Origin of the sequence: Streptomyces sp. NPDC001513 (assembly GCF_042894695.1) — a bacterium.
GTDB lineage: Bacteria > Actinomycetota > Actinomycetes > Streptomycetales > Streptomycetaceae > Streptomyces.
In genome coordinates this window covers 63,838-89,550 of the sequence record NZ_JBIAVU010000004.1, presented here as the reverse complement: position 1 = coordinate 89,550, position 25,713 = coordinate 63,838, and the positions used below count along the sequence as shown (strand labels likewise).

Sequence of the window (25,713 nt, the reverse complement as noted above, 5' to 3'; positions counted from 1 at the left end):
CTCCATTGCGCCTCGGGTGGGGCCTGCGGGTCACGGCCCGGAATCTCGGGGCTTGACAGCCCGCCGGTGACCAGGCCGCCGGTATCGGGAGCCCTGGGAGGGATCGGTTCACCGACTGTAGTGCCGGTGGCACGGAGAGGTAATGCCGGGGATTTGGTGGCCGCGTACCGGGACGCAGCGGTGGACCTGCCCGACTACGCGGTCGGTGTCACGGTGCCGGTGCGGTGGCCAGGCGGGCCGTCACCGCGGTCAGCCAGACGAAGCCGAGGCCGGCGCCTGCGGTGAAGGCCAGGACGGAGGCGGCCGAGGCCATGAATCCGGCGAGGACGGCGACAGGTACGAGACGTGAGGCCAGGGCCCAGCCGCGGTGTCCCCGGGCGGCGAGCGGGCGGGCCAGGACGACGAACGCGGCACACAGGGCGAGGTAGCCCACCATCCCGGCGGCCATGTGGCCGGCGCCGTGCCCGCTCATCACGGTCGCGTCCGGGGCGCCGACGGGAAAGCCCGCCCCGGCGTCGGCCGGCAAGGCCGCGGCGGCCCAGAAGGAGAGGCCGAAGACACCGACCAGAACCGGGCCCCACGTGCCGCCCGCCCCACCGCTCAGCATCCGGCGCAGACCGGCCGCACCCACGATCAGCAGGGCCCCGGCGAGAAGGAAGTTCACGGTCTGGATCCAGCCCGCTTCGCCGAGAGCCAGCTGGCTGATCGCGTTGCGGGTGAAGTCGAACCCGTCCCGCGCAAAGCCCTGGACGATGCCGGTGCCGAGGAACAGCGGGCCCGCCGCCATGCCGGCGACCAGAGCCCGCCGTGCTCCGAGGCGCGATGCGGTGGCGGGGGTGGTGGAGGCGAGGTGATCGGGTGTGCTGACTGTGTGGGACATGACCGGGCCTTCCGCGCGTCGATGCTGTCCCTCATATGACCGACCGCAATCGGCGAACTCATCGCTCCGGGCCATGTGGGCTGGATCACAAATCCCCAGCCGCCGGAACGAGGCCGAGTGCGGAGGGCAGTTGGTGAACGGGGCCGCGTCCTCGTCCGCGATGGATCCGGCGAGCACGTAGGGGCTCGCGGTGCGCGAGCGGGCAGTCGACCGATGCCGCGAGCAGCGCGTGGCCACTGTCACTGGCACCGCCTATCGTCTGGCCGGGCAGTTCGTATACGGGAACGTGGGGTGCGGGGGATGGCAAACGTGGGGGATCCGCGGCTGGCGGCCGGGCGGGAGGTCGCCGCGTACCTGGAGGCGCTCTTCGTACCAGGGGCATGCCTCGGGGTACGTGCCGACGACCCGCTGACCTCCGTCACGGTGGTCGGGGTGGAGGAGGTGACCACGATCCGCGTTCCCAGCGGTCGGCTGATCGTGGACTCTCCGTGGTCCGAGGAGGCGGGGCGCGAGATCGTGGCCCGGATTCCCCCTGGCACGTACCCCGTGGAGGCGGCCTGGACGGAGGCCCCGTACGAGCACGGCGGCGAGCAGTTCGACGGACGGGAGTGCGCCGCGACCCGGCTGCGCGTCAGCGACGACCCCGTGGTCGTCTGGGAAGCGGGCATCGGGGTGAATGACGACATCGGGGACGCGGAGATCGCGGCCGCCGGGTTCTACTCCGACAGCGACGCCACGGGAGCCATCGCCGACGCGGAGGCCTGGGAGGCGTTGACGGCGCCGTTCCACCGCTTCCTGCAGGCTGCGGCCTCATGGGGAGGATCCGGCGGGGACCGGGACACCGCGGACCTGTGCGACGGCTGGTTCGAGAAGAGCACCGACGACGACCTGAAGGCGGACCTCGTCGCCTTCGACGTTGCCGAAGGATGGTCCCCGGTCTGGATCGGGCGCAGCCGGGCCGGCACTGTGGCTTCGATCATCGTGCCCGGCCAGATGGCCACAAGTCCCCTGGCCTGAGCGCGGCGGCCGGCCGCACAGGTTCCGGCAGACCGGGGGCGCTCAGCGCAGTACGGCCGCCAGCAGGTCCGTGCCCAGCGCCGTCAGATCGGGCAGGTTGAGGGTGTACCGGACGTAACGACCGTGCCGTCGGGCCGTGAGCAGGCCCGCCCGGCGCAGGACGGCGAGGTGGCGGGAGACCTCCGGGGCCGAGAGTTCCCAGGTGTGGGCCAGCTCGCCCGTGGTGTGCGGGCCGCGGGCCAGGGTGCGCAGCAGCCGCAGCCGTACGGGATGCGCGAGTGCCTCCAGCCGGAGAGAGACCGTCTCCAGCGGGACCGGCTCGGACGGGCTCGGTTCGGCCACGGGGTACTGGACCACCGGCTGCCACCCGGGCGCGTGCACCGCCACCAGGTGCGGGCGGCCGAAGACACTGGGGATGAAGGTGACCCCGGTGCCGTGGGCGGCGGTCGACTTGTCCTGCAGTTTGTCCACGACGATGCAGTCGCCGTCCGGTGCAAGGGTGACCGCTCCGGAGACCGACGCGAGTGCCGCCCCGATGCCCTGGTGCCTCAACAGGTCGTTCTTCAGGCGCAGGTCGGTGGCGAGCTGTACGGCGACGCCCGCCCAGGCGGCGTCGAAGAAGGCCTCGGCGCACTGTTCGAGGGTCTGACGCACCCGAGCCCGCACGGCGGCCGGGTCCGCGAGCAGCCGTTCCGCGAAGGCCTCCTGCCGGCCGCCGCGAGTCTGGGCCAGGTCGAGGGCCCGCTCGCGCGCCCTCGCATCGGTGAGCGGCGATGGCGGCGATGGCCGTGACGACGACGGCGATGACGACGACGGTGACGGGCCGGCGGAATGGAAGCGGTTGCTGCCGCACGTGGTGACGAGCGCGGCCGTCACGTACGTTTCGTCGTCGATCCGGTCCACGTCGTCCAACTCCTCGGCGAGGGTCTGCCGAGGCCGGGCGGGGATCAGGAAGTCCGCTTGTGAGGAACGCCAGAGGAACTCCGCCTCCCGCAAGCGCTCGGCCAGCTCCGGCCGCAGCCCGGCCCAGACGTCCCCGGCCCAGCCGGCGAGCTGCGGATGGTGTCCGGGTTCGGCCAGTACGTGCAGCATCGCGGTCAGCTCGGCCAGCGGGGAGGCGGCGAACCGCAGTCGCTCGGACTGCAGTCCGATGATGTCGATCCTCAACGTCACCCCGCCATCATCAGTGACCGGACGGTCGGCGGCGGCATCGGTTGACGATGTCCGTCAACCCACGTGCCCGGCCCGGTGGCCGAACGCACGTTGACGCCATGACAACCACCACCGCCACCAAGATCCGGCCCCGCGCCCGCGCCGGCGCCCTCGTCCGTGGCTCCGGAGGCCCCCGCTACGCGGTCGCCCTGCTCGTGGACGCCCTCGGCACCGGCCTGCTGCGGCCCTTTCTGCTGCTCTACGGGGTGACGGTGCTGAGGCTGTCCGCGCCGGCCACCGGCATCGCCATGACGGCCGGCGTCGTCGTGGGTCTGGTGTGCATGCCCGCGGTGGGCCGGTGGCTGGACCGGGGCGCACGCAGCACGGTCGTGGCAGCGTCGATGCTCGTACGGGTACTGGGCGTGGCACTGCTGCTGGCCACCCCGGCGGGGCACGTCTGGCCCTTCGCGATGGCGGCACTCTTCCTCGGCATCGGCAACCAGGCATGGCCGGCCGCCCACGCGGCGCTCGTGGCCACGGTCGCCCACGGCCGCGAACGCGACACCGCTCTCGCGGCAGGCCGAGCCCTGCGCAATGCCGGCATGGGCGCGGGCGCTCTCCTCGCCACCGCCTGCCTGGCGGGCGGCACCACCGCCTTGCAGGCGCTGGCAGCCGTCACCGGGCTCGCCTACCTCACCGCGGCGGCCCTGGCTTGGTCGGTCCGGCTGCGCGCGCACCCAGCTGCCACCCCGGCCGAGGGCACGGCCGAGGGCACGGGCGACGGGCCCGCGCCCCGGATGCGCGCGCTACTGGCCGCCAACGTGGTCTACGCGTTCTGCCTCAACGTCCCCGAGATCGCGCTCCCTCTCGTCCTCGTGACACAGCTGCACGCCTCCCCGGTGTGGTCGGCGGCCATCTTCGTGGCCAACACGGTGCTGGTGGTCGCCCTGCAGGTTCCGGTCACCGTCCTGATGTCCCGCTTCTCGCGGCGGAACGTGCTGGCCATCGCCGGCGTGGTCCTCACCGTGTCCTACCTGGGCTTCCTCGCGGCGACCTCACTGGGACACGGCTGGGGCGCCCCGGCCGTCGCGGCGGTGTCCGTGCTCTGCACCATCGGCGAGATCATCTACGCCGGCAGCGCCACCGCGCTCGTCACCGTCCTCGCCCCGGCCCATGCGCTGGGACGCACCCTCGCCCGCTTCGAGCTCTCCACGGGATTCGGCCTCGCCGTCTCCCCGGCGGTCATCACCGGCCTCGTACCCCACGGCTCGGCCGCCCTCTGGGGCGGCCTCGCCGCTGCGACGCTCCTCGCCGCCGGCGCTACTTGCCTTCCAGCGCCGCCACCAGCTGGGGGAGTTTGCCGTCGGCCACGATGAGGGCGAGGTGGTCGTGGTAGTCCCGGCTGCTGACGATCAGACCGTCACGGACTCGCAGCACCTGGATGTTGGCGGCCTCGAAGGTCTGCCCCGTCGACAGGTGGTGCACGTAGTAGTCGAACTCGGCGACGACGACCTCCGCGTCGTCGGTTTCCCGGACGACCACGTTCGCCGGGGTCAACTCCACCGGCGAACTCGCCGCGACCAGAGCGAATCGCTCCCTGAGCGCGGCCCGCCCCTCGATCCGGCGCGGACCGGCGGGCTCGAAGACGGTCTCCACCACGGCGTCCTCGGCGTAGAGCTCGGCCAGTTCCGTGTACCGCCCGGCGCCGATGCCCTCGATCAGCCTCTGGAAGACCTCGCGCGGTGAGAGAGTTTCGGGCATGACAACCTCCGTGGGATCCGGTGGGATCCGTAGATAGAATCGGACTGGCGACTCCGTTTTCACGATACGGACTGGAGACTCCGGTTGTCCAGGGTCGTGGTGGTGGTGCTGCCGTCGGTGGCGAAAGGCGGAAGACGGGAGAGGGAGAAGCATGAGTGGCGCTCAGGAACGCCCGCTGCGGGCGGACGCGGCCCGTAACCGGGCCCGGCTGCTGGATGTCGCCACGGAGGTGTTCACCACCCGCGGCGTCAGCGTGCCGACCGAGGAGATCGCACGAACCGCCGGGGTCGGGGTCGGCACGCTCTTCAGGCACTTCCCCACCAAGGAGGCGCTACTGGAGGCGGTGATGGTGCGCAGGCTGGAGACGATGGCGGCCCGGACCGCACAGCTGGCCGCCGACGCCGGGCCCGCCGAGGCCTTCTTCGCCTGCTTCCGCCTCGTGGTGGAACAGTCCGAGGGGAAGAACGAGTTCGCCCAGGCGCTCGCCGCGGCGGGGGTGGACGTGCACGCGTCCCTGCAGGGGCCGACGATGGAGATCCAGGCCCGCCTGGCCGATCTGCTGGCCGGCGCGCAGCGCGCCGGGGCGGTCCGCCCCGAGTTGGGCCTGCCGGAGTTCATCGCCCTCCTCGCCGGCACCGGCAGGGCGATGGAACAGCTCGGAACGGACCCGGAACCCCGGGAGCGGATCTTCGAGGTGGTCTTCGACGGGCTCCGGCCACGCTGAGCCGGGGCCGGAGCGGTGCCGATCGGCCGCCTGCGGGGAGCCCACAGGGAGCCCGCGGGGAGCCCACGGGGAGGGGTCAGACCCGCTCCAGGGGGCGGTGCGGCCCGCCGGGAAGCTCCGCTTTGATCGTGTCGCCCGGGCGCACGGAGCTGCCCTCCTTCACGACGCACATGATTCCGGCCTTGCGCACGACGTTCCCGGCCTCGTCGCGGCCGACGACCTGCTTCAGCAGTCCGTCCTGGAAGTTGTCTATCTGCAGGCAGGGATTGCGCAGGCCGGTCACCTCCAGCACGGCACCGTCGCCGATGTGCAGCAGCGTGCCGACGGGCAGTCCGAGCAGATCGATTCCGCGCGTGGTGATGTTCTCGCCGAGATCACCCGGCGATACGTCGAATCCCGCTGCACCGACCTCGGCGAAGAGCTCCTCGTGGATGAGGTGGACCTGACGCAGGTTCGGCTGCGTGGGGTCCTGCGCGACGCGCGAGCGGTGCTTGACCGTCACACCCGCATGGATGTCACCTTCCACCCCGAGGCCGGCGAGCAGCGTGATGCTGTCCCGGTTCGGCTTGGTGAACGAGTACTCGCTGTTGCTGCTGACCGCCGTGACTGTCCCGTACATCCTGGGAGCCCCCTCCTCAGTGGTGTTGATCAGCTACGACCCTAACCCTCCGGGCTCAAGGGAAACTGTGTGGGTGTCGAGCTCCCGGCGCCGGTATCGTCCGGTCTCCGACCAGCCGTACCAGCGGGCCTCCCGCGTTCAGAGAGCGATTCACATGACCAGCCAGCGTGCGACGACGACCCTGTGGCGCCCCACCGGCCCCGAGGAGCTGGACCTGGTCCGTGAGCTGAACTGGCGTGCGTGGCCGCCCCGCCTCCCCGAGCAGCCGATCTTCTACCCGGTCCTCAACGAGGACTACGCGATCAAGATCGCGCGGGACTGGAACGTGAAGCACAGCGGAGTCGGCTTCGTGACCCGGTTCGAGGTCGAGTCGGAGTTCCTGAGCCGGTACCCCGTCCAGCAGGCCGGGGGACGGACCATCCTCGAGCTGTGGGTTCCGGCCGAGGAGCTGGACGAGTTCAACGCCCACATTGTCGGCGAGATCCAGGTGGTCCACGAGTTCCGCTGAGACAGGGCGGTCACCGCCCGGGCGACGGCCTTCGCCGCGCACCGGGCGGCGGACGGGGCCGACGCGCACGCGCATTCTCACGACCGTCGGGGGCCGAGTCGATCAATAATTGGGCGGCGACCTGCCTGCACGGTTGAGAGGAGCCCTTGATGACCACACCGCGGGACTTGTTGATCATTGCCATGGACACGGGGTCCGGTAGCCCTGTCGAACAGGGGGAGCTGTCGCTCGCGCTCGCCGGGGCCGAGGTGATCGACCTGCTCGCGGCCGGGGCCGTCGGGCTGGACGGGGATCGCATCGTGCCGGGCGATCAGGCCGCCCCGGCCGATCGCCTGCTGGAGGAGGCGGCTGCGTCGCTCGTCCGGGAGGAGCCCTACGAATCGGTCGCCGACTGGCTGTGGCGCCGGGGCCGCGGCCTCTCCGTGGCCTATCAGGCCGAGCTGGAGGCTGACGGGCAGCTCGTCCGGCAACGTCGCCAAGGGATCTCCTTCCGGGCCGGTCAGCTGGTGCTGGCCGATACGCCCGCCCGCCGCCAGGCCGCGGCCCGCTGGGCAGCGGACGAACCCGTCCTCGTCACCCTCGCGGGAGCCGTGGGAGTCGGAGGAAAGCAGACCGAAGACGCTCCGGACGTGGCCGACGACGACGTCGCGACCGTGCTGGCCGCCGTCAGCGACGCGCTGGTGGAACTGGCGTCCGTACGACAACGGCGCGCCATCGAGGACGCGGCCTTCGACAACATCTGGCGGGGCGGCGGCGGATGACGACGGGGTGGCCGGGCCGTGCGGGACCGCGCCCGGACCGGTGAATCCCCGAAGGGTATTCGTGAAGGTATTCATGAGTGCATACTCAGAGGTATGGCAGATACGACTGTGAAGATCGACTCGGTGACCCGGGACCGGTTCGCGGCGGTGGCCGCCGCGCACGGCATGAGCGTGCGCGCCTATCTGGCGGAGCTTGCCATCGAGCAGGAGAACCAGCTCGCCCTCGGCCGGGCGACCGCCGCGTTCCGCGAAGCGGTCGGCCGGCCGGGCATCGCGGAGGCGTTCGACCGCGAGTTCGGCGGGCTGCCGTCGTCCGCGAGCGGACACCGGGCGGCCTGATCTTGCAGCTGCACATCGACTAGGGAGCACTGGCGCCCGGCGCCCGGCGCCCTGCGCCCGCCGTCCGCCCTGCGTCGGCGCCGGGCTCCGGGCCTCCGCCCGCCCCGGAACCGATGGCGGGCGGAGGCCCGAAGCGGACGCGAGTGTCAGCCCACGGGGGTGAAGTCCTGCGACGCGATGTACCCGGGACGGCGCACCGGGGCGGCGAAGGGCTTCGACGGCCGGTTCTCGACGCTGTTGAAGACGAGGAACACGTTGCTGCGCGGGAAGGGCGTGATGTTGTCACCCGAGCCGTGCATCGCATTGCAGTCGAACCAGGTGGCCGAGCCCGCCTTGCCGGTGAAGAGCTTGATGCCGCACGCCGAGGCGAACTTGGTCAGCGCCTCGTCCGACGGGGTGCCGGCGTCCTGCATCTGGAGGGACTTCTTGTAGTTGTCCTTCGGCGTCGCACCCGCGCAGCCCAGGAAGGTCCGGTGGGAGCCGGGCATGATCATCAGGCCGCCGTTGGTGGTGTGGTTCGGCGTCAGCGCGATGGACACCGAGACGGTGCGCATGTGCGGCAGCCCGTCCTCGGCGTGCCACGTCTCGAAGTCGGAGTGCCAGTAGAAGCCGCTCGCGCCGAACCCGGGCTTCACGTTGATCCGGGACTGGTGCACGTACACCTCGGAACCCAGGATCTGCCGGGCTCGGCCCACGACGCGCGGATCGGCGGCGAGGGCCGCGAACACCTCACTGATCCGGTGGACCTCGAAGACGGAGCGTACTTCGCGGGAGTTCGGTTCCACGATGGACCGTTCGTCGGCCAGCGTCGACGGGTCACGGAGCAGCCGGTCCATCTCGTCCCGGTAGACGTCCACCTCGTCGGGCGTGATGAGTTCGTCCACGGACAGGAAGCCGTCGCGCTCGAAGCTCTCCAGCTCGTGGGCCCACATCGGGCCCGGCGTGCCGGGCTCGGACCAGACGACGGGGTCGACGCGGCCGGTCAGCACCTCCTCGGAGCCCCGGGTCGGATACAGGTCGTTCACGGTGCGGGTGGATGCGTAGGTCATGGTGGTGCCTGCCTCTCCTCTCTGCGTGTTCGGGTACGTCAGCTGTGCTGTTCGGGTTCCGGTTCGGGCTCGGTGAGCAGCGGGTACACGCCGTTCTCGTCGTGGTCCTCCCGGCCGGTCACGGGCGGGTTGAAGACGCACAGGCAGCGGAACTCCTGCTTCACGCGCAGGGTGTGGCGCTCGTGGCCGTCGAGCAGGTACATGGTTCCCGGCGTGATCGTGTAGGTCAGGCCGGTCTCCTCGTCCTTGAGCTCGGCCTCGCCCTGCGTGCAGACCACGGCCTCCACGTGGTTCGCGTACCACATGGACGTCTCGGTGCCGGCGTACAGGACGGTCTCGTGCAGCGAGAAGCCGACGCGTTCCTTGGCCAGGACGATGCGCTTGCTCTCCCAGGTGCCGGATGCCGCCCTGACGTGGCGGTCGGTTCCCTCGATGTCCCGGAACGAGCGGACGATCATGGTGATGCCCTTCGTGGTGCGTGCGTGGTACGTGGTACGTGCTACGTGGTACGGGGGTGCCGGTCAGGCTGTTTCGCGGACGGAACGGGCCAGGATGTCGAGACCCTCGTCGAGTTCGTCGCCGGTCACGGTGAGCGGCGGGAGCAGCTTCACGACCTCGCCCTCGGGGCCCGAGGTCTCGACGAGGAGACCGTGTCCGAAGGCCCTCCGGCACACCTCCGCGGCGCGCTCCTTCTGCGCGAACTCGATGCCCCAGACCAGACCGCGGCCCCGGTACGTCGCACCCAGCCGGCCGTGTTCGGCGCACAGCTCGCCCAGCGCGCTCTCGATGCGCGCGCCCTGGACGAGGGTCTGCTCGCGCAGGGTGTTGTCGCCCCAGTAGGTCTCCAGGGCCACGGTCGCGGTGACGAACGCCGGGTTGTTGCCGCGGAAGGTGCCGTTGTGCTCGCCCGGCTCCCACAGGTCCAGTTCGGGCTTGAACAGGCACAGGGACATGGGGAGCCCGTAGCCGCTGATGGACTTGGACAGGGTGACGATGTCGGGAGTGATGCCCGCCTCCTCGAAGGAGAAGAACTCGCCGGTCCGGCCGCAGCCCATCTGGACGTCGTCGACGATCAGCAGCATGTCGCGGCGCCGGCACAGGTCCGCGAGGGCACGGAGCCATTCCGCGCGCGCCACGTTGACCCCGCCCTCGCCCTGGATCGTCTCGACGATGACCGCCGCCGGATGGTTCAGGCCGGAACCCTGGTCCTCCAGCAGGCGCTCGAACCAGAGGAAGTCGGGGGTCTGGCCGCCGAGGTAGTTGTCGAACGGCATCGGCGTGCCGTGGACCAGGGGAATACCGGCGCCGGCCCGTTTGAAGGCGTTGCCCGTGACCGCGAGAGAGCCGAGCGACATGCCGTGGAAGGCGTTGGTGAAGGAGACGACCGACTCGCGGCCCTTGGCCTTCCGTGCCAGCTTGAGCGCCGCTTCGACGGCGTTGGTCCCCGTCGGCCCCGGGAACATCACCTTGTACGGCAGTGCGCGGGGTTCGAGGACGTGGGACCGGAAGGTTTCGAGGAAGGCCCTCTTGGCGGTCGTCGCCATGTCGAGCGCGTGCGTGATGCCGTCCCGCTCCAGGTAGTCGAGCAGGGCCCGCTTGAGGACGGGGTTGTTGTGGCCGTAGTTCAGGGACCCGGCGCCGGCGAAGAAGTCCAGGTAGCCGCGGCCGTGTTCGTCGTACAACCGGCTTCCCGTGGCGCGCTCGAAGACGACGGGCCAGGCGCGGCAGTAGCTGCGCACCTCGGACTCCACGGTCTCGAATACGGACAGGACCGGCTCGGTCATGGTCAAGGCAACTCTCCAATGAACGTGGGGGTGTTCGGTACGGGATGTTCGAGGTATTCGAGGTGCTCGGGATGTTCGGGGTGGCGGCCCGGAACGGAAGGGAACCGGGATCAGAAGTGGAGCGGCCCGATGCGGTGCAGGACCTCCGGGGCGTGCCCGCCGTCCGGGAACTCCTCTGCGGCGAACAGCACTTCACGCGTGAGCGTGGCGCCGTGCCGTTCGGAGTACGAGGCGAAGAGCCGCTCCGACGCGAGGTTCCCGGGGGAGACGGTGGCCTCCAGGGCGCTCAGTCCGTGTTCTGCCGCCACACGGGCGGAGAGGCCGTCGAGCAGCGCCCCGGCGACGCCCAGGCCGCGGACGGATTCGTCGACGGCGACCTGCCAGACGAGGAGGGTTCCGGGGCTGTCGGGCCGCAGGTATCCGCTGACGAATCCGACGGGGTGCCCGGACGAGTCGCGGGCCACCGCGGAGGTGCCGGCGAAGTCACGGCACCAGAGGAGATAGCTGTAGGCCGAGTTGAGGTCCAGCGACCCGGAATCGCGGGCCAGGCGCCACAGCAGCGGGCCGTCACCCGGGCGGGGGCGGTCGATGTACGTCGTCGAGGTGGTCGGAGTGGACGGGATGGGCGGCGGGGTCTTCCTGTAACGGTCCAGTTCTGCTTGAGCAGTCATGCGGGCCGAAGTTACCCAGCGCTCGAGCAAATTGCATGGCCTCGAGGGGTTACGGAACCGGTGTGGCTCGTGATATTTGCAGGTGCCTTCCGGGGGCGTGGAGCACCGCCGTGGAGCTCGTATTCATGTGAAAAACGCTGACATTTCCACCGCACCCCCGTGTTTATAACAAGCAGATAACGCCTTTGTCCTGTCTCATATGTGCCACTTGAATGTGATCTCTTCGTCGGCCGGTCGGGGGTTTCGATCACGGCTGCGAGGCAATAAGAGTGCGCTTCCGTGTTCTCAGCCGGTGTGCGCGAGTAGGGGAGGTGGCGGTGATGTTGTCGTCGGCCCAGCGCCGGGTGGCCTCCACCGATGTTGGCGGTCTTCGACTGGCCGTACGCGAGCCACGGGTCGCCGGAAACCGAAGCGGACGTCGTCCCACACGACAGGAGACTGCTAGTGCTCGGGACAAGCCATGACGCCCGCGTTGTTTGACCAGGACGTGCAGCGGACCCTGCCAGGCCGAGGCGAACGCGGGAGCGGCGGCGGGACGGCGTACGGCTGACCGCCGCAGGGCGGGTCGTCATGCGCCGCGCGCCGGTCGTCCTCGACGAGATCGATGCCACCGCCCGCGAACTGTCTGTACTGCCCGAACCGGGCGGCACCGTACGCCTGGGCCAAGTGCCCAGCGCAGGCCCTCGCCGCCCTCCGGCGCAGTGATCCCGGCCTGCGCGTGATCAGCCGCGAAGGCGGCACCCCGGCACTGGCCCGCGCCCTCTGCCTGGCCGTGCCCAGGAAACACCCCTTGGCCCGCGCGGACTTCGTCGACGTGACCGACCTGCACGGTCAGCGCTGGATCGCCGGACCGTCCTCCGGTGAGGACTGCCTTATGGGGGTGTCGCCGAGCCTGGCGGGTCTGGGGGCACCTCCCAGCGGTAGCTGGGGGAGCGAGATGCGAAAGAGACGGCCTAGTCCCACCAGAAGGACCACACCTGCCTGCCCACGATCTGGTTGGCCGCGTAGGCGCGGAGGGTCTCGTCGTGGCCCTGGGTGATGTTGTCGGACGAGAACGCGAAGTGTTCGGCGGCGATGGCCTCGGCTTCGCCAGTCGTCCTCACGGGTGCCGCGACGGAGACGATCACGCGGTCGTTCCCCAGCCCCACCACCCGCGTACCGAAACGCTCCTCCCAGGACCGCAGGACCACGCACATCTCGTCCATCCCGTACGGCCGGCAGCCCGCGCCCTCCAGGCCGCGCTCTTCGGCGAGCAGGGGCAAGTCCGCGCTGCGGTACGCCCTGTCCAGGAGGTACGACCCCCAGGCGCCGGCGTCGGCGTCGTACTCCGCCAGGTCGGCCAGCACCCGCGCCGCCACTTGCTCGGCATCCGCCCAGGGCCCGGCCGGCGCGGCCGCCAGCCCGGGCCACCGAACGCCGAAGGGAGCGACGACCTCTTCGAACGGATCGGGCCCGCCGAAGAGTTCGACGACCCGGTCCCGGCCGGGGTAGTGCTCGCCGGCACTCGCGATCTCCTCCTGCGCGTAGCTCTCCCAGCTCTCGCCCAGAATCTGGTCCACAGTGCGTTCGTGCACGGCCGGCCCCCCAATTGCCCCATCTGTGAAACCAATCGCCGGGAGGCTAACAGCCGCCTCCGACAGTAGAGTCGGTGGAACCCGAACAAGGAGGACCGGCGTGGCCGGCATCGTGATCGCACAGACGACCCTGGACGACGAGGAGAAGGCGTACCAGATGGCGCGGAGCGCGGTGGCGGCCCGGCTGGCGGCCGGTGCGCACATCGACGCGCGGATGACCACCTTCTCCTGGCGGAAGGACGCCATCCAGCACGAGCGGCAGTACCGCGTCTCCTTCCAGACGACCACGGAGAAGGTCACCGCGCTGGCGGCGTGGGTGCACAAGGGCCACCCGTCCGACGTGCCGCAGTGGATCGTGCTGCCGACCGTCGGATCCTCCGAGGAGTACCTGGCCTGGACGGTGAACGAGACCACCGCCCGGGAGTAGGAGCCGGACCGGCCGCGTCGCCCGGAACCACAAGGACGGCTGCGACCTCAGTCCTGCCAGTAGAACAGCAGCGTGTGGACGTCGAGCGGTTCGCGCGCCCCGAAGTAGTAGACGCCGAGGCCGGTGACGCGGATCGCCCCGGTGGGCCCGTCGATCCAGCGGAAGCCGGCCGCCTCGAGGGCGGCGCGCGCGGCGGGATCGTCCTCGTGGTCGCCGGCGAACCGCCCCAACGTGCTGATGAAGACCTCGCTCCTGCCGCCCTCCCCGTACCCGATCACGTGGTACGTGCCGCCGCCCTGCCGGTGGGCATCGCCGCAGGAGAGCGGAGTACGGGGAGCCAGCCCCGCCGCCGCCAGCGCGGCCGTGGCCAGAGCCAGTTGACGCTCCTCGTCCGGCGGCCGCGGCGGCTCGGTGCACAGGGCCTCGATCCGCCAGCGCGGGTCGCTCTGCTTCTCGCACTCGTGCCCGTACTCGTGCACGATCGCATGGCGGATCTCCTCGTCCAGACCGTCGACCTCCACCCGGGGGCGCCCCAGAGCCTCGTACGCGGCCCGTGTCTGCGCGACGTCACCGGTCAGCCGGTGCAGCGCGTACGCGGCCCACAGCGCGGCGTCGGCCGTCGGAGCCTCGGCGAGGCGGGCGCGGAGCCGGTCCGGGCAGGTCAGCAGCGACTGCGCGAGGTGGGCCACCTCGGGGTCCGGGTCGGCGAGCGCGTCGGTGACGTCCTCACCGGCGCGGTCCCGCACGCGCACGGCGACGGCCCGCTCCTCCGGCCGCCCCCCTCCGAGCTCGGCGAGCACCGCCTCCACCCCGTGCCGGTCCATGAGCGCATCCAGTCCGGCCTCCCCGACCGCCCGCCTGGTCTGCCAGTGGCTGAACGCGAGGGTCGCCAACTCGGCCGCCGCCGTGCGGTCCCCGAGGGCCCCGCGCGCCTGGAGGACCGCCTCCCGCATGCCGTACGCCTCCTCGCGCCGCCGGTCCTCGTGCCGAAGCCAGGGGAGGAGCTCGGCCCGGTCCGAAAGGAGCTCCAACAGCGCCTTGCGGACCGTCCCGGAGTCCTCGGTGTCGCGGACGCACGCGAGCAGCTCGCCGACCCGAGCCTGCGGCACCCGGCCGACCAGCGCCTCCACACAGGCCGTTCGGCGCCACCAGGGCTGCGCACCGTCGACGGCGCACCGCGCGAGCTGGTCGGGGTCGTACGCCCGCAGTCCGGCGGAGTCGGTGTGCCCGGCAGCGGGCGTCAAGGTCTCGATGTTCGGCATCCGGGGATGCTACTGGGCACCCCGGCGTGCTCCTCAGCGGATTACCCCCGATGTCGATTACTCGGACTCGGACTCCGACCCGTCCGGGACGCGGGTGGCCGGCCGGCGCAGGATCTGACCGGCGGCGGTGCCGACGAGGACCGTGCCGTCGGGAGCGGCGTGCAGCGACAGCGGGCCGTACGGGGGAAGGGGGTGCCGGTGGAGCACCGACCCGTCGGCCGCGTCGACGCAGACGAGGCTGCCGTCGGCGCACAGGGCGTACAGGACCCCGGCGTGCGCGTCGAGGTCGAGGACCTCGGATTCCAGCGGCCGGCTCCAGAGGACTTCACCGGACGGGAAGACCCGGCGGACGAGCTCCGTCCGCCCGTGGAACAGAGTGGGGCCGGCGCCATCGGACGCGTACACCGCCCGGCCGAGCGGCGCGTCGACGGTGAAGAGCACGCTCTCGGCCCCGCCATCGGGGGCGAGAGCGACCACGTCCCACCGCCCCCGCCGACCCCTCCGTAGGTACAGCAGCTCGGGGCACCGGCGGGCGTCGAGCGGGACGAGGTCGTACCGGTCCGGCACATGGACCGATCCGATCGGGCTGCCGTCGGCGGCGAAGATCCGCGTGTTGGGCGTGTTGGGCGGCTCGGTCCCGGAGTCGCGGTCGTACGTGTCCCTGATCGCCCAGACCCCGTCCGTGCGCGCGGACATCGCGGCGGAGAACGGCACCGCGTGCTGGTCGAGGACGGTGCCGTCGGCCGTGTCGACGAGCAGGAAGTCGGTCCGGGCACGGCGGTCGGGCCCGGCGACGGCCACACGTACGGTCCGCTCGTCGGCGGCCACCTCGATCCGGGTGCCGGGGCGCGCGGACGGCGCCGGCACGCTCCACAGCGCCGACCCGTCCGCTGCCCAGCACTCGACCGCCACATGCTTGCGGGTGGCGAGCACCCGGCCGTCGCCGAGCCCGGCCACGGCCCGGACCCCGCCGCGCGCGTCGTAACGGCGTCCGGCCCGTTCGGCGAGGGCGTGCAGCAGCGGCAGCGCGGGCGGTACGTCGTCGTACGTCCCCGGGTCCTCGGGATCGTGAGGTGTCCGGTCGAGAGAGGTCAGGTCGAGGGCGTCGGGGGCGAGGCCGAGCCAGTTCTCGCGTACGACGGTCGCCCGGGCCATCAGGCTGTCCTCGCCGTGCTCCAGGGCGAAGAAGGTGAGTTCGAGGGTGCGGTCGTCCAGCCAGCGGACCGGCTCGATGCCCCAGGCCGGGTCGGTGAAGTCGACGCGGTGGCCCGTATCGGCCTCCAGAAGGGTGAGACCTCCTTCCCGGCCGTACTCCTCGCCGTTGTCGAGGGCGATGGCGAGCAGCGGCAGCGTGGGGTGGAACGCCATCGACTCGGATTCCATCGTGAAGGTCAGCAGGTGGGCGCAGGACAGGTCGGCGACGCGGTAGACGGCGACCCGGCTCTGCTGGTGTGTCACCGAACTGACCGCGATCCACTGGCCATCGGTGCTGGTCGCTGCCTGGCACCCGGGTCCGAGCAGTTCGGGGAACGGCTGGTCGTGGAGGGTTGTGTGCGATGAGATGCCCTCGGAATGCAATGCCATGGCTCCCCTTCTCGTTGTCGTTCACGGCCCATCCCATCGCGCTGCGGGCGGCGTGGCCAACGTACCGGGTGGGTGATCATGGGCATGGTCGGGCTGCGGCCTTTCGCGGGCCTCTGGCTAGGGTGTGTGCATGACGGAGTCCCCGAATTTCAGTGCGATGCTGACGTGTTTGCTGGACCACAGAGGTGTCAGCGCAGGGGAGTTGGCCGACCGCGCGAGCGTGACGGCAGACGAGATCCAAGGCGTGCTCGCAGGGCGGACCCCCAGCGAGGGACTGCTCCGACGGCTCGCGACCGCGCTGGGTTTTCACGCCGCCGACCTGTTCATCCTCGCGGGATTGGAAGTCCCGGACGACCTGACGCCGTTGGACGCCGCGGCCACCCCATGGATCGCGCACATCGTGATGGATGCGGTCCACCTCCCAGCGGCCGGACGGAGCGAACTCCTGCAGTTCATCCGCGGGCTGCCCCAGGAGGAGCGCCGTTCGCCCTTCGTCCCCAAGGAGTCCGAACCACTGGCGGACGGTCCGGGCGGTTCGCTGATCCGCATGTTCTGGTACCGCAACCTGTCCAGGTCGGGCCTCGCGCACGCCATGGCGGTCGTGACGCCCACCTACCTGTCGGCCTACACCTACTACGTGATCGGGGACGGGCGCGCGGAGCTGACGCCGCGCCTGGTGACGGACTTCGGCACGCTGTTGGGGATCGATGCCCGCGAACTGGCCGCGCTGACCGGTGTCGTCCTGCCGGAGACGCCTGGGCCTGCGGCCCCGGAGGCGGTGGACGCCGCGGCGGTGCTGTGGGAGCTCCGACGCCTGTCCGCGCCCCAGGCAGAACACGTCGCCGAGCTGGCGAACTCCCTGCGCGGAGACTCCCGAGCCGAGTACCGCATCAACGCACCGGGATGGTGACGCCGCCGTCCCCGTGATCTGCCAATTCAGGTCCCACCAGGGCTCGTTGACGAGCGCTGGTCGGCCTCCGGGCATCGGGATCGTGCGCTGATTTCTTAGCACGAGAGGCCAAGTATTCGTTCTGCCGCCGCCAGGAGGACTACAAAGGTCCCAACCGAACCGATCCCGCCGATGGGGACGATGACCCCCGTCGGCGATCGGAATGATGGCGAAGGCGGTGGATGTGCATGCGTGAGTGCAGCAGAATCGAACCGATTGCGGTCAGATTACTTCCGAGGGGCCCGAGTTCCGGCTCCTTCACCTGATACGGGCGGCCATGCTGAAACCCGTGTCGTTTTCCCCGGCGTACGCATCGGTGGACGAGTATCGGGTCCTGACGTCGACCATCCGGTCGAGGGCGGAAGATGCTCAGGGCGCTTTCAGCAGGGCCGGGCGCGGGGAGGGGGGAATGCCCCACCTCCCCGTGCGCATTCAGCTTCGAGGTTTGTTCGTCGAGCTCTACATCGAGCTCCGCCTGCAGAACGCGGGCCTTCGCATCGTCGGTTTTCGCAACACCTTCGAGAACGGGCAGGCGCCGCCGGAAGCGTACGTCCGCCACGTGCGGGACTCGCTCGCACCACCGGGAATCCGCCGGACGCAGGCCCTGCCGTTCGGCGGTGGCCGCTCCGACCTGGAGTCGGCCGCCGACGTGCGGCGTTCGGGGATCCTCCTGGGGCGCCGCCCCTTGGGTGACGCGGTGGTCTGGCTGCATCGGAACCGAGATCCGAAGCACACCGCCCACGGAATTCTCGTGCTCTCGGAAATGCTCTGCGAGGCCGCCCGATTCCCTGCCCTGACCGATGCGATGTCATGCATCTGGATGACCGGCGGGCGGCTGTCAGCCGCGGCCGTCGTCTGAAGTACCTCACATAGTCACCAGCCTGCGGGAGTTGGGGCACCGAACAAGGAGCGAGTCCTCTCCTCAGGGGATCGACTCCACCCCGTACGACCTGCGATTCCCGCCCTGGGGATCCACGGAACAGGAGCGAAAGTGATAGTCAAGCGCACCGGTCGCCTCGTGGTTCTCGCTGCCGTACCCGCCGCCGTGTTCCTCACCCTCGGCCTTTCCGGACCAGCTCTCGCGGAGGGCGGAAAGGCGTACCAGATCGACCTGGCGCAGCTGAACGCATCGGGCTCCAGCGGTACGGTCATGCTCAGCCTCAAGGGGAACCAACTCACGGTGCAAATCGAGTCGAAGGGCATGGTGCCCGGCCAGCCGTCGGCCCAGCATCTGCACGGCTCGACGAAGGGCCACGACTTCCACTGCCCGGACGCCACCGACGACACCGACCGCGACGGGGTCCTCAGCAACACCGAGGCCACGCACGACTACGGCGACATCAACATCTCCCTCACCACGGGCGGGGACACCAAGGCCACCAGCGGTCTCGCCGTGGACCGCATGCCCGTCGCCGACATGCTGGGCAAGGTCTCCTACAAGCGGACGATCACCGTCGGCCAGGACGTCGTCGACCACATCAAGGACCTGCACGTCGTGCAGCACGGCATCGACCGCAACAAGAACAAGAAGTACGACTTCGAGGGAGCCGGCAAGAGCGAGCTCGACCCCAAGCTGCCCCAGGAGGCCACGGCTCCGACCAACTGCGGAGAGGTCAAGGGCGCGGCCGTGGGGTCCATCCCGGTCGGCGGCATCGAGACCGGCGGAGGTGCCGCGCAGCATGCGGCGGCGCCCGTGACGATGCACGACGGTGTGCCCATCGCCATACTCGCGGTGGTGGCCGGTGCGGTGGCGGTCGCAACGAGGCGTGCCGTGGCCGTCCCCGTCCGCAAGAAGACCACCGGGGGCGGCGCGTGAAGCCGGCTCCTGCGCACACCGCGCCCGCAGTCCTCGCGCACGCAGCCTCCACCGCGCGGGCCCGGCGCCGGACCGCAGGTCCCCTGTCCCTGGCGGCCGCCGCCCTCGCCGCGCTGCTCCTCGCGGGGTGCGCCGGGCAGGACACGGCGAAGCCCCCCGCCCCGGCGGGACAGGCCCTCCAGGGCGGGGCGCCGGCCACCGCGGGCGCCGGTACCACCGGGAAGGCGCCCGGCAGTGGTGACTCCGCGGCACCCGCGGACGGATCACAGAGCGGTACGAGTACGGGTACGGGTACGGGGGGTGCGGGCAAGGCCGAGCCCGCCCTCGCCCGGTCGGAGCCGCAGAAGATCACGATCCCCTCACTCGGCCTGTCCAGTTCCCTGGAGACGCTCCAGCAGAACGCGGACGGCACCATGCAGACCCCGAAGGACCCCGCGCTCGCGGGCTGGTACGAGCCGGGGCCGACCCCCGGTTCGCAGGGACCGGCAGTGATCGCCGGTCACGTCACGTGGAACGGAGCATCCGCCGTGTTCGAGAAGCTGAAGACGATGAAGGCCGGTGACACCATCAAGGTGGCCCGGCGGGACGGCAAGACGGTCACGTTCACCGTGGACCGGGTCGCCGAGTACCCGAAGGCCGAGTTCCCCACGCTGGAGGTCTACAAGAACCTCGACCACGCGGGTCTTCGACTCGTCACCTGCGGCGGGGACTTCGACCCGAAGAAGCACTACTACGACAGCAACGTGGTCGTGTTCGCCCGTATGACGGGCGCCGCGTAGCCGGGCCGGCGGGGCCGGGAAGACGTCCGTCAGACGCAGGTCCCCACTGCGGCTGACGGACCCCCGCCGCCCGGGGCCGCCGCCCGGGGCCGGTGGCCGATGGCCGGTGGCCGGTGGCCGGTGGCCGGTGGTGCGAGGCGCGTGGCTGGTGGCCGGTGCCCCGGGGCCCGCGGCCGGGTGTCGGTCAGCCCCGGTTGCCCAGGTCCAGGCGGTCGGCCAGCCCGGCGGCGGTGAAGGCGGCGACCAGCTGGTCGCCGCCCTCGGTGAAGTGGGCCCAGCTGTCGTAGTGGACGGGGACGACCCGACGGGCGCCGAGGATCTCGGCGGCCTCGGCGGCCTGGACGCTGCTCAGGACGAGCGGTTCGCCGTCGAAGAGGACGGGGAAGCGGGGAGCGCCGGCGAAGAGTATCGCGGTGTCCACGGGGGCGAAGCGGGCGGCGATCTCCTTGACCACGCCGAGTGAGGCGTTGTCGCCGCTGACGTAGACGGTGGGCAGTCCTTCGCCGGTCAGGATGAATCCGACGACCTGGCCGGTGATCGGCTCGACCTCCTCGCGCGGTCCGGGGCCGTGGAGGGCGGGCACGCCCGTGACGGTGACGGTGCCGCCGCCGGGACGGTCCAGCTCGACGGACTCCCAGTTGGCCAGCCCCCTGGCCCTGCCTCCCAGGCGCTCGCCGCCGCCGGGGGTGGTGAGGGTGAGCGGGACGTCGGCGAGCAGGGCCCGGCCGGAGGTGTCGAGGTTGTCGGCGTGCTCGTCGTGGGAAAGCAGGACCACGTCGACGCGTCCCAGGTCAGCGGGGGTGCCGGTGGCGGGTGCGGTCTTGACCAGGAGCGAGCCGCCGGGGACCTGGTAGTCGCCGGGGGCGTCGAAGGTCGGGTCGGTCAGGAAGCGCAGACCGCCGTACTCGAAAAGGGCGGTGGGGCCGCCGAAGACGCGGACGGGGAACTGCTCGAAGGTGGTGGTGCCGGTGGCAGACATGAAGCAACCTCACGGATAGGGAGTGGCTCATCCGTGATCACCGTAGATGCTCCTCACGGATGAACGCAAGCTCTAACGTGAGAATCACGGAAGAGCGCGAGTTGTACCATGAGAGCCATGGAAGAGATCGTGACCGCCGAGCCGCTGCCGCCCGCACCCGGTGCCGAGCAGTACCCCGCCCTCGACCTCGCCAACAGCGCCATCTCCCTGCCCGGCGGGCACCACGTCGATCTCCTCGGCACCCCGGCCGCCGCCGAACAGTGGCTCGTCGACAGAGGCCTCGCCCCGGTCGACACCGGCCTGGCGGAGATGTGCGCCGGCCTGCTGCGCTCCCTGCGCGAACAGGTCCGCGCCCTGCTCGCCGCCCACGTCGCCGGAGTGCCCGCCCCCGCCGCCGCGCTGACCGCCGTCAACAGCGCGCTCACCCGAGCGCCCGCCGCCTCCCTGCTCCACTGGGACCCGGCCCGCGGCCTGTACCGCGAGGCGGCCCACCCCGTCACCCAGATCGTGGAGCACGCCCTCGCCGTACTCGCGGCCAACGCGGCCGACCTGCTCACCGGCCCCGACGCCGAGCGCCTCACCGCCTGCGGCTCCACCCCCTGCACCCGCTACCTCCTCCGGCACGGCCGGCGCCACTGGTGCTCCACGCGCTGCGGCGACCGCGCCCGCGCAGCCCGCGCCTACGCCCGCCGCACGCAGACGTAGGCCGGCCCCAGCACTCCGGCGGCCACCCCGAGGGGCCCGCTTTACGGTTCCGGCTGGACCTTGTCGTCCTCGCGGTCGAGGCCGGAAGAGCGACCGCGGCCCTGCTTGGTGGACAGGAAGTCCCGGAACACCTGTGCGGAGCGCGGGTTCTGCCCGCACTGCCACACGCCGTGTGGGCAGTAGTCGGTAATGCTCTGGTAGAGCGGCTTGTGCTCGGCGATCCAGGCCAGCATGTCCCGCATGTATTGAGGGTTGTCGCCGTTCCGGAACAGCCCCCATTCCGGGTACGAGATGGGCTTGTCGTGCGCCCGCGCGAAGTCGACCTGCTGCTGGAGTCCGTAGGGCTGCGTGACCTGCTCCTCGAAGGAATCGCCGGGCGGCTGGTCGTAGCTGTCCATGCCGATGACGTCCACCACGTCGTCGCCCGGGTAGCACTTGGTCCAGGCGATCGCGTCAACGCCGCGGTTGGGGGCGAAGTCGAACCGGAAATCCTGCCCCTCCACAGAGCGCATGGCAGTCACGATGCGCCGCCAGTACTTCTTCCAGTTCTCGGGATCGGGCCGGCACCGGTGGGTGTAGTTGAAGCCGTTCATCTCCCAGCCGAGCACGATCACCGTGTCCGGCACCCCGAGGCCGACCAGGCGCTCGGCCAGCCGCCGGAAGTGGTGGTCGTACTCACCCCGCGCGCCGGAGCGGAGCAGCTCGGCGACCCGGCCGTCAGGGACGCCGGCCTCGTTGCGCTCCAGCATGGGCACGTTCAGGACGAACAGCCGATCGGCTCGCGCCCTGCGCCACGCGGCCCAGGTGGGCAAGGAGTCCGGTGCCCCCTCGATGTTCGACCAGGTGTCGCCGGGCAGATAGGTGTGCCCGGCGCGCAGCTCGGAACCCCCGAGCCAGCGCGAGAGCCCCTGCATCCTCTCGACCCCGGGCGAGCCGTAGTGGAGATAGGCGCCCACGGCGACCTCGGACTCGGGGCTGCTGCCGGATTTCTCTTCCGGCGGCGTGGCGACGGCGCCTCCGGTGACGAGCAGGCCGACGGCGACCAGAGTTGCGCCGGCGCCTGCCAGCCAGCGGCCTCGATGGGACATGACACCTCCACACGCGTCCTGAACCAAACCGAACCGAACCGATGTGTCTGCCTGCGACGTTAGGCATCTCATCAGACGCGCGGCACGCCCGGTGTCCGGATGCTGGGCCATTTGCGGCAGTCGGCCGCCCGCCATTGGCCCGACCAGGTGAAAGCCGTCACCCTCACGCATAAGTGTGTGGCGTGGCGTGCCGTTGACGAACATGTCGCGGCCGGGTGGTGATCGCGCCCGGCGCGCTACTTCCCGGCGTCCTTGAGCGCACCCGCCACCAGGGGTTGGAACGGAACCAAATCGCCTCCGCCCTTGATCTTCTCGATCCCGTAAATGTCATCGCTTTCCCAGTCGGCTGACTCCTCCCGCGCCGGGTGGTACGGCCTGACTCCGGCCGAGATTTCTGAATTGCCCCCGCCCGCATACATGCGCCACCACGAGTTGAGGTAGCGCGGCTCACGGGTCACGTTGACGATGTTGTTGCTGTGCTCGACGTATCCGACGTAGTAGACGAATTCATCGCCGCATTGCGGCCAAGAGCATTTCGGCGGCCCTCCCGCAGGGTTCCAGGAGAATCCGTGCGGCTTGAGGCCAGAGGGAAGTGTCGCCTTGTCCTTCCGGAGCGTAAGGATCTTCGTCTCGGCCGTCAGGGCGTCAAATTCGGCCGACTGCGGCAGCAGGACCAATTTCTGCACGACGAACTCCGTCCCGGGATTCACGTAACTGCCCGCGCCGAGAATTTCTCCGGTACTGACCATCGTGCTGTCGGGTGGCTTCGCATACAGGTCGACGTCCTTGCCCGCCTCCAGATCCCGCTTCCAGGCCTGCTCCGTACGGTCCGCCGCCGTGGCTGCGAACTGCCGACCGACCACCCAGAAGGCACTCCCCAGGATGTACGCCGGCACCTTCCCGGAGTTCTTCACCCTGAGCGTCACCGGCACGTAGACGAAATCACCCTCCGGGGTGGCCTTGAGGGTCGCCTTGCCGAATTTCGCACTCGATTGGACGGATACCGGCGCGACGGACGGCTCGTACCAGGAGGACTTGACCAGATTGGCGGCGGTGAGGGCAGTGGTGATCATGAAGCCGATCGCGAAACTCTTCGGATGGGGGACCGTCCTCCAGGTCTTCTCGCGAAAAAGAATCCAAAGCGCCCACAGGGACCAGACGAACAGCGCCACGAACACGGGGAAAAGCGGGGTCCCGTACTCCCTCTCCCCGGCCCACATGGCGAGGAACAGGCCATTTCCGGCCAGTGCGATGAGCACCCCCGCGATGATGACCACTCCGGAGTACGGCCACTGCCGCTTGCCCACGAAATCCGGTGCCGCGATGGCCGCGACGCCCTGCACCACGCCCCCCCGCCATGAGCAGGAACCCCGTCATCCTGTTGGCGAAGTACGGGGACCCGATGGCGTCCACCTGCCCGACGGAAATGAGCAGGACCATGCAGCCGAGGAGCCCCGCCACCAGAACGGCGCCGGTCGCGTACCTTGTCGCCGCCCGGTCGGGCCACACGTCAGGGCCCACCCTGCGCCACACGACGGCCTGGTCGTCGAGGTCCAGCTCGGCGAGCCCGGACCGGTCGAGCAGGTCACGCAACTCGTGCGCCGTCCACACCTTGCCGGCCGGTTCGCCCCGCACCCAGACCTCACGGAGTCCCCTCCGGTCCGGGGGATGCACCACCACGATCGGCTCGTCGGTCATGCCCCCAGCCTCGCCGTCGCCCGGAACGCGGGCACGCGCGGCTAGGCCGTTCTGCGCATCGGGCGACGGCGTGAGCAACCGGGACGACGGGGCGGCCGGCCACGCAGCGGCGCTTTCCGGACGTTCGTACCGCTGTTCGCTTGTTCCGTGACAGCGGGCCGGTGTTCGGGGCAACCGCAGGAGTGGCTGCGACGTGCAGGCCGCGAGACACCACTGCGAACAGGGAGGAACAGCCATGCTGATCACGGTCACCCGCTCCGGAGGCTTCGCCGGCCACGAGAAGCTCCGCGCCCTCGACACCTTGAACCGCGCGGACGCGGCACAGCTGGAGGAACTCGCGCACCGGGCCGTCGACCCCGTGGCCGACGGCTATCACTACCGGATCACCGTCGACGACGAGGTGCTCGACCTGCAGGACCCCTTCCTCACCGACGCCCAGCGGACACTGATCCGTACCGTCCTCGGCGAAGGCACCTGACCGGCCTGACCCGGCACCGGAGGGCCTGACCTCCGCACGATCCACCGACCACGGCGGCGCGGGCTCAGCGCAGGGGCGGGTGTGTGGCAAGCCAGTGACGCGCGATCTCTTCGCGCGTGGCGAGCCACGTCCCCCCGCGCTGCGCCACGTGCTTCAAGAACCCGTCGAGCGCGCGGATGCGGCCGGGCCGACCGATGATCCGGCAGTGCATGCCGATGCTCATCATGCGCGGACGGTCGGCGCCTTCGGCATGGAGTGTGTCGAACGTGTCGACGAGGTACGCGAGCATGTCGTCCGCGGTCGTGAAGCCGTGAACGAGCAGGAACTTGCAGTCGTTCGCGTCAAGGCTGTATGGCAGCACGAGGTGCGAGCGGCCGCCGGTGTCGACGTAGAACGGCAGGTCGTCCGAGTAGTCGTCGGAGTCGTAGAGGAAGCCGCCCTCCTCGACGACCAGGCGCCGCGTGTCGGCGCTCGTCCGGCCGGTGTACCAGCCGACGGGGCGGCGTCCGACGAGCCGCTCGATCGTCGCGATCGAGCGCGCGATGTCGGCGCGCTCGATGTCCTCGGGCACATGGCGGTAGTCGATCCAGCGCCAGCCGTGGCTGGCCACCTCCCAACCGGCGGCGCCCATCGCGCGCGCCGCGTCCGGGTTGCGCTCCAGGGCCTGCCCCACGGCGTACACGGTGAGCGGTGCACCGTGCGCCGCGAGCGTGCGGTGGATGCGCCAGAAGCCGGCGCGCGAGCCGTACGCGAACATCGACTCGACGTTCAGATCGCGCCCGCCGACCACGGGCGGCGCGCCGACGAGCTCGTGGAGGAAGCCCTCCGATGCGCGGTCGCCTTCCAGGACGTTCTGCTCCCCGCCTTCCTCGTAGTTGAGGACAAGGCTGACGGCGACGCGGGCACCGCCGGGCCACGCGGCGTGCGGTGGCTCGGCGCCGTAACCGACGAGCTCGCGCTGGTGCTCGGACACGGCCGCACCATACCGCTGATCGGCCGCCGGATCGCAGATGCGGGGCCATGTCCGCTCCGGAAGCTTTTCGCGGGATGCGCCCCGCGATCTGAGTAGGGCGCACACCCGCGAGGTGAGTACCCGGACGGCTGTGCCG

At 70.6% G+C, this 25,713-nt stretch carries 28 protein-coding genes and 1 pseudogene; 14 read left to right on the top strand and 15 right to left on the bottom strand.

Annotated elements, in window-relative coordinates; all coding sequences use genetic code 11:
* Positions 1–208 precede the first annotated feature (208 nt).
* Positions 209–880 carry a DUF998 domain-containing protein gene (locus ACFYZ4_RS09665; RefSeq protein ID WP_384343668.1) on the bottom strand — a complete coding sequence of 224 codons (672 nt, stop codon included), beginning with the start codon at positions 878–880 and terminating at the stop codon, positions 209–211.
* Positions 881–1,180: 300 nt separating this feature from the next.
* On the opposite strand from ACFYZ4_RS09665, the gene ACFYZ4_RS09660 reads away from it, so the two are divergent.
* The gene (locus ACFYZ4_RS09660; protein WP_390783493.1) at positions 1,181–1,897 is read left to right on the top strand and encodes a DUF4241 domain-containing protein; all 717 of its coding nucleotides are present in this window, start codon (positions 1,181–1,183) and stop codon (positions 1,895–1,897) included.
* A 42-nt stretch (positions 1,898–1,939) separates the two neighbouring features.
* Here ACFYZ4_RS09660 and ACFYZ4_RS09655 read toward each other — a convergent pair whose 3' ends face one another.
* Positions 1,940–3,070 (bottom strand): DUF5937 family protein, encoded by a 1,131-nt coding sequence (locus tag ACFYZ4_RS09655; protein WP_390783492.1) that lies wholly within the window; start codon positions 3,068–3,070, stop codon positions 1,940–1,942.
* Positions 3,071–3,168: 98 nt separating this feature from the next.
* On the opposite strand from ACFYZ4_RS09655, the gene ACFYZ4_RS09650 reads away from it, so the two are divergent.
* Positions 3,169–4,425, top strand: coding sequence for an MFS transporter (locus tag ACFYZ4_RS09650; protein WP_390783491.1), 1,257 nt, complete (start codon positions 3,169–3,171; stop codon positions 4,423–4,425).
* Here ACFYZ4_RS09650 and ACFYZ4_RS09645 read toward each other — a convergent pair.
* Positions 4,370–4,810 carry a nuclear transport factor 2 family protein gene (locus ACFYZ4_RS09645; protein WP_390783490.1) on the bottom strand — a complete coding sequence of 147 codons (441 nt, stop codon included), beginning with the start codon at positions 4,808–4,810 and terminating at the stop codon, positions 4,370–4,372. The genes ACFYZ4_RS09650 and ACFYZ4_RS09645 overlap by 56 nt on opposite strands.
* Before the next feature lie 151 nt (positions 4,811–4,961).
* Here ACFYZ4_RS09645 and ACFYZ4_RS09640 point away from each other — a divergent pair, with 151 nt between their 5' ends.
* The gene (locus ACFYZ4_RS09640; protein WP_351299951.1) at positions 4,962–5,534 is read left to right on the top strand and encodes a helix-turn-helix domain-containing protein; all 573 of its coding nucleotides are present in this window, start codon (positions 4,962–4,964) and stop codon (positions 5,532–5,534) included.
* A 76-nt stretch (positions 5,535–5,610) separates the two neighbouring features.
* On the opposite strand, the gene ACFYZ4_RS09635 is transcribed toward ACFYZ4_RS09640, so the two are convergent.
* A complete protein-coding gene (locus ACFYZ4_RS09635) occupies positions 5,611–6,153 on the bottom strand; it encodes an MOSC domain-containing protein (protein ID WP_351299954.1) in 543 nt (180 codons plus the stop codon).
* Between the two features lie 154 nt (positions 6,154–6,307).
* Between ACFYZ4_RS09635 and ACFYZ4_RS09630 the strand changes: the two genes are divergently transcribed.
* From ACFYZ4_RS09630 to ACFYZ4_RS09620, 3 genes are all read left to right on the top strand, one after another.
* Positions 6,308–6,661 (top strand): hypothetical protein, encoded by a 354-nt coding sequence (locus tag ACFYZ4_RS09630; protein ID WP_351299957.1) that lies wholly within the window; start codon positions 6,308–6,310, stop codon positions 6,659–6,661.
* A gap of 149 nt (positions 6,662–6,810) precedes the next feature.
* The gene (locus tag ACFYZ4_RS09625) at positions 6,811–7,422 is read left to right on the top strand and encodes a GPP34 family phosphoprotein (RefSeq protein WP_351589213.1); all 612 of its coding nucleotides are present in this window, start codon (positions 6,811–6,813) and stop codon (positions 7,420–7,422) included.
* A gap of 93 nt (positions 7,423–7,515) precedes the next feature.
* Positions 7,516–7,761 carry an antitoxin MazE7 gene (locus ACFYZ4_RS09620; RefSeq protein WP_384343693.1) on the top strand — a complete coding sequence of 82 codons (246 nt, stop codon included), beginning with the start codon at positions 7,516–7,518 and terminating at the stop codon, positions 7,759–7,761.
* 146 nt (positions 7,762–7,907) lie between these two features.
* Here the strand turns inward: ACFYZ4_RS09620 and thpD are convergent, their stop codons facing one another.
* From thpD to ectA, 4 genes are all read right to left on the bottom strand, one after another.
* Entirely contained in the window at positions 7,908–8,810 is a 903-nt protein-coding gene (gene thpD, locus ACFYZ4_RS09615; RefSeq protein ID WP_351589217.1) for an ectoine hydroxylase, read from the bottom strand.
* Between the two features lie 38 nt (positions 8,811–8,848).
* Entirely contained in the window at positions 8,849–9,268 is a 420-nt protein-coding gene (locus ACFYZ4_RS09610) for an ectoine synthase (RefSeq protein ID WP_390783489.1), read from the bottom strand.
* A 63-nt stretch (positions 9,269–9,331) separates the two neighbouring features.
* Positions 9,332–10,600, bottom strand: coding sequence for a diaminobutyrate--2-oxoglutarate transaminase (gene ectB, locus ACFYZ4_RS09605; RefSeq protein ID WP_351299972.1), 1,269 nt, complete (start codon positions 10,598–10,600; stop codon positions 9,332–9,334).
* A gap of 104 nt (positions 10,601–10,704) precedes the next feature.
* The gene (gene ectA / locus ACFYZ4_RS09600; RefSeq protein ID WP_390783488.1) at positions 10,705–11,265 is read right to left on the bottom strand and encodes a diaminobutyrate acetyltransferase; all 561 of its coding nucleotides are present in this window, start codon (positions 11,263–11,265) and stop codon (positions 10,705–10,707) included.
* Between the two features lie 522 nt (positions 11,266–11,787).
* Between ectA and ACFYZ4_RS09595 the strand changes: the two are divergent.
* Positions 11,788–12,160, top strand: a pseudogene (locus ACFYZ4_RS09595) (LysR family transcriptional regulator); the annotation flags it as partial.
* A gap of 58 nt (positions 12,161–12,218) precedes the next feature.
* Here ACFYZ4_RS09595 and ACFYZ4_RS09590 read toward each other — a convergent pair.
* Complete coding sequence (locus ACFYZ4_RS09590) at positions 12,219–12,839, bottom strand: DUF4253 domain-containing protein (RefSeq protein ID WP_390783487.1); 621 nt, start codon at positions 12,837–12,839, stop codon at positions 12,219–12,221.
* A 100-nt stretch (positions 12,840–12,939) separates the two neighbouring features.
* Between ACFYZ4_RS09590 and cutA the strand changes: the two genes are divergently transcribed.
* Positions 12,940–13,266: a divalent cation tolerance protein CutA gene (cutA, locus tag ACFYZ4_RS09585; RefSeq protein WP_390783486.1), complete on the top strand. Its 327-nt coding sequence runs from the start codon at positions 12,940–12,942 to the stop codon at positions 13,264–13,266.
* Positions 13,267–13,313: 47 nt separating this feature from the next.
* Here the strand turns inward: cutA and ACFYZ4_RS09580 are convergent, their stop codons facing one another.
* Positions 13,314–14,528, bottom strand: coding sequence for a hypothetical protein (locus tag ACFYZ4_RS09580; protein WP_390783485.1), 1,215 nt, complete (start codon positions 14,526–14,528; stop codon positions 13,314–13,316).
* A gap of 57 nt (positions 14,529–14,585) precedes the next feature.
* The gene (locus ACFYZ4_RS09575) at positions 14,586–16,112 is read right to left on the bottom strand and encodes a PQQ-binding-like beta-propeller repeat protein (RefSeq protein ID WP_390783484.1); all 1,527 of its coding nucleotides are present in this window, start codon (positions 16,110–16,112) and stop codon (positions 14,586–14,588) included.
* 130 nt (positions 16,113–16,242) lie between these two features.
* Between ACFYZ4_RS09575 and ACFYZ4_RS09570 the strand changes: the two genes are divergently transcribed.
* The 4 genes from ACFYZ4_RS09570 to ACFYZ4_RS09555 all read left to right on the top strand — a co-directional run bounded on the left by ACFYZ4_RS09570 (position 16,243) and on the right by ACFYZ4_RS09555 (position 19,656).
* Positions 16,243–17,022: a helix-turn-helix domain-containing protein gene (locus ACFYZ4_RS09570; RefSeq protein WP_390783483.1), complete on the top strand. Its 780-nt coding sequence runs from the start codon at positions 16,243–16,245 to the stop codon at positions 17,020–17,022.
* Positions 17,023–17,470: 448 nt separating this feature from the next.
* The gene (locus tag ACFYZ4_RS09565; RefSeq protein WP_351299989.1) at positions 17,471–17,920 is read left to right on the top strand and encodes a ribosome-inactivating family protein; all 450 of its coding nucleotides are present in this window, start codon (positions 17,471–17,473) and stop codon (positions 17,918–17,920) included.
* A 132-nt stretch (positions 17,921–18,052) separates the two neighbouring features.
* Positions 18,053–18,877: a hypothetical protein gene (locus ACFYZ4_RS09560; RefSeq protein ID WP_351299992.1), complete on the top strand. Its 825-nt coding sequence runs from the start codon at positions 18,053–18,055 to the stop codon at positions 18,875–18,877.
* Positions 18,874–19,656 (top strand): class F sortase, encoded by a 783-nt coding sequence (locus ACFYZ4_RS09555; protein WP_390783482.1) that lies wholly within the window; start codon positions 18,874–18,876, stop codon positions 19,654–19,656. The genes ACFYZ4_RS09560 and ACFYZ4_RS09555 overlap by 4 nt, the downstream gene beginning before the upstream one ends.
* A gap of 184 nt (positions 19,657–19,840) precedes the next feature.
* Here ACFYZ4_RS09555 and ACFYZ4_RS09550 read toward each other — a convergent pair whose 3' ends face one another.
* A complete protein-coding gene (locus ACFYZ4_RS09550; protein ID WP_390783481.1) occupies positions 19,841–20,635 on the bottom strand; it encodes an MBL fold metallo-hydrolase in 795 nt (264 codons plus the stop codon).
* Positions 20,636–20,743: 108 nt separating this feature from the next.
* On the opposite strand from ACFYZ4_RS09550, the gene ACFYZ4_RS09545 reads away from it, so the two are divergent.
* A complete protein-coding gene (locus tag ACFYZ4_RS09545; RefSeq protein WP_351293169.1) occupies positions 20,744–21,340 on the top strand; it encodes an ABATE domain-containing protein in 597 nt (198 codons plus the stop codon).
* A gap of 41 nt (positions 21,341–21,381) precedes the next feature.
* On the opposite strand, the gene ACFYZ4_RS09540 is transcribed toward ACFYZ4_RS09545, so the two are convergent.
* Both ACFYZ4_RS09540 and ACFYZ4_RS09535 read right to left on the bottom strand, forming a co-directional pair.
* On the bottom strand, positions 21,382–22,428 hold the full coding sequence (locus ACFYZ4_RS09540; protein ID WP_390783480.1) for a glycoside hydrolase family 26 protein: 1,047 nt from the start codon (positions 22,426–22,428) through the stop codon (positions 21,382–21,384).
* A 236-nt stretch (positions 22,429–22,664) separates the two neighbouring features.
* A complete protein-coding gene (locus tag ACFYZ4_RS09535) occupies positions 22,665–23,774 on the bottom strand; it encodes a hypothetical protein (RefSeq protein WP_390783479.1) in 1,110 nt (369 codons plus the stop codon).
* A gap of 587 nt (positions 23,775–24,361) precedes the next feature.
* Between ACFYZ4_RS09535 and ACFYZ4_RS09530 the strand changes: the two genes are divergently transcribed.
* Entirely contained in the window at positions 24,362–24,604 is a 243-nt protein-coding gene (locus tag ACFYZ4_RS09530; RefSeq protein ID WP_351293163.1) for a protealysin inhibitor emfourin, read from the top strand.
* A 64-nt stretch (positions 24,605–24,668) separates the two neighbouring features.
* On the opposite strand, the gene puuE is transcribed toward ACFYZ4_RS09530, so the two are convergent.
* Entirely contained in the window at positions 24,669–25,577 is a 909-nt protein-coding gene (gene puuE, locus ACFYZ4_RS09525) for an allantoinase PuuE (protein WP_390783478.1), read from the bottom strand.
* Between the last annotated feature and the right edge of the window lie 136 nt (positions 25,578–25,713).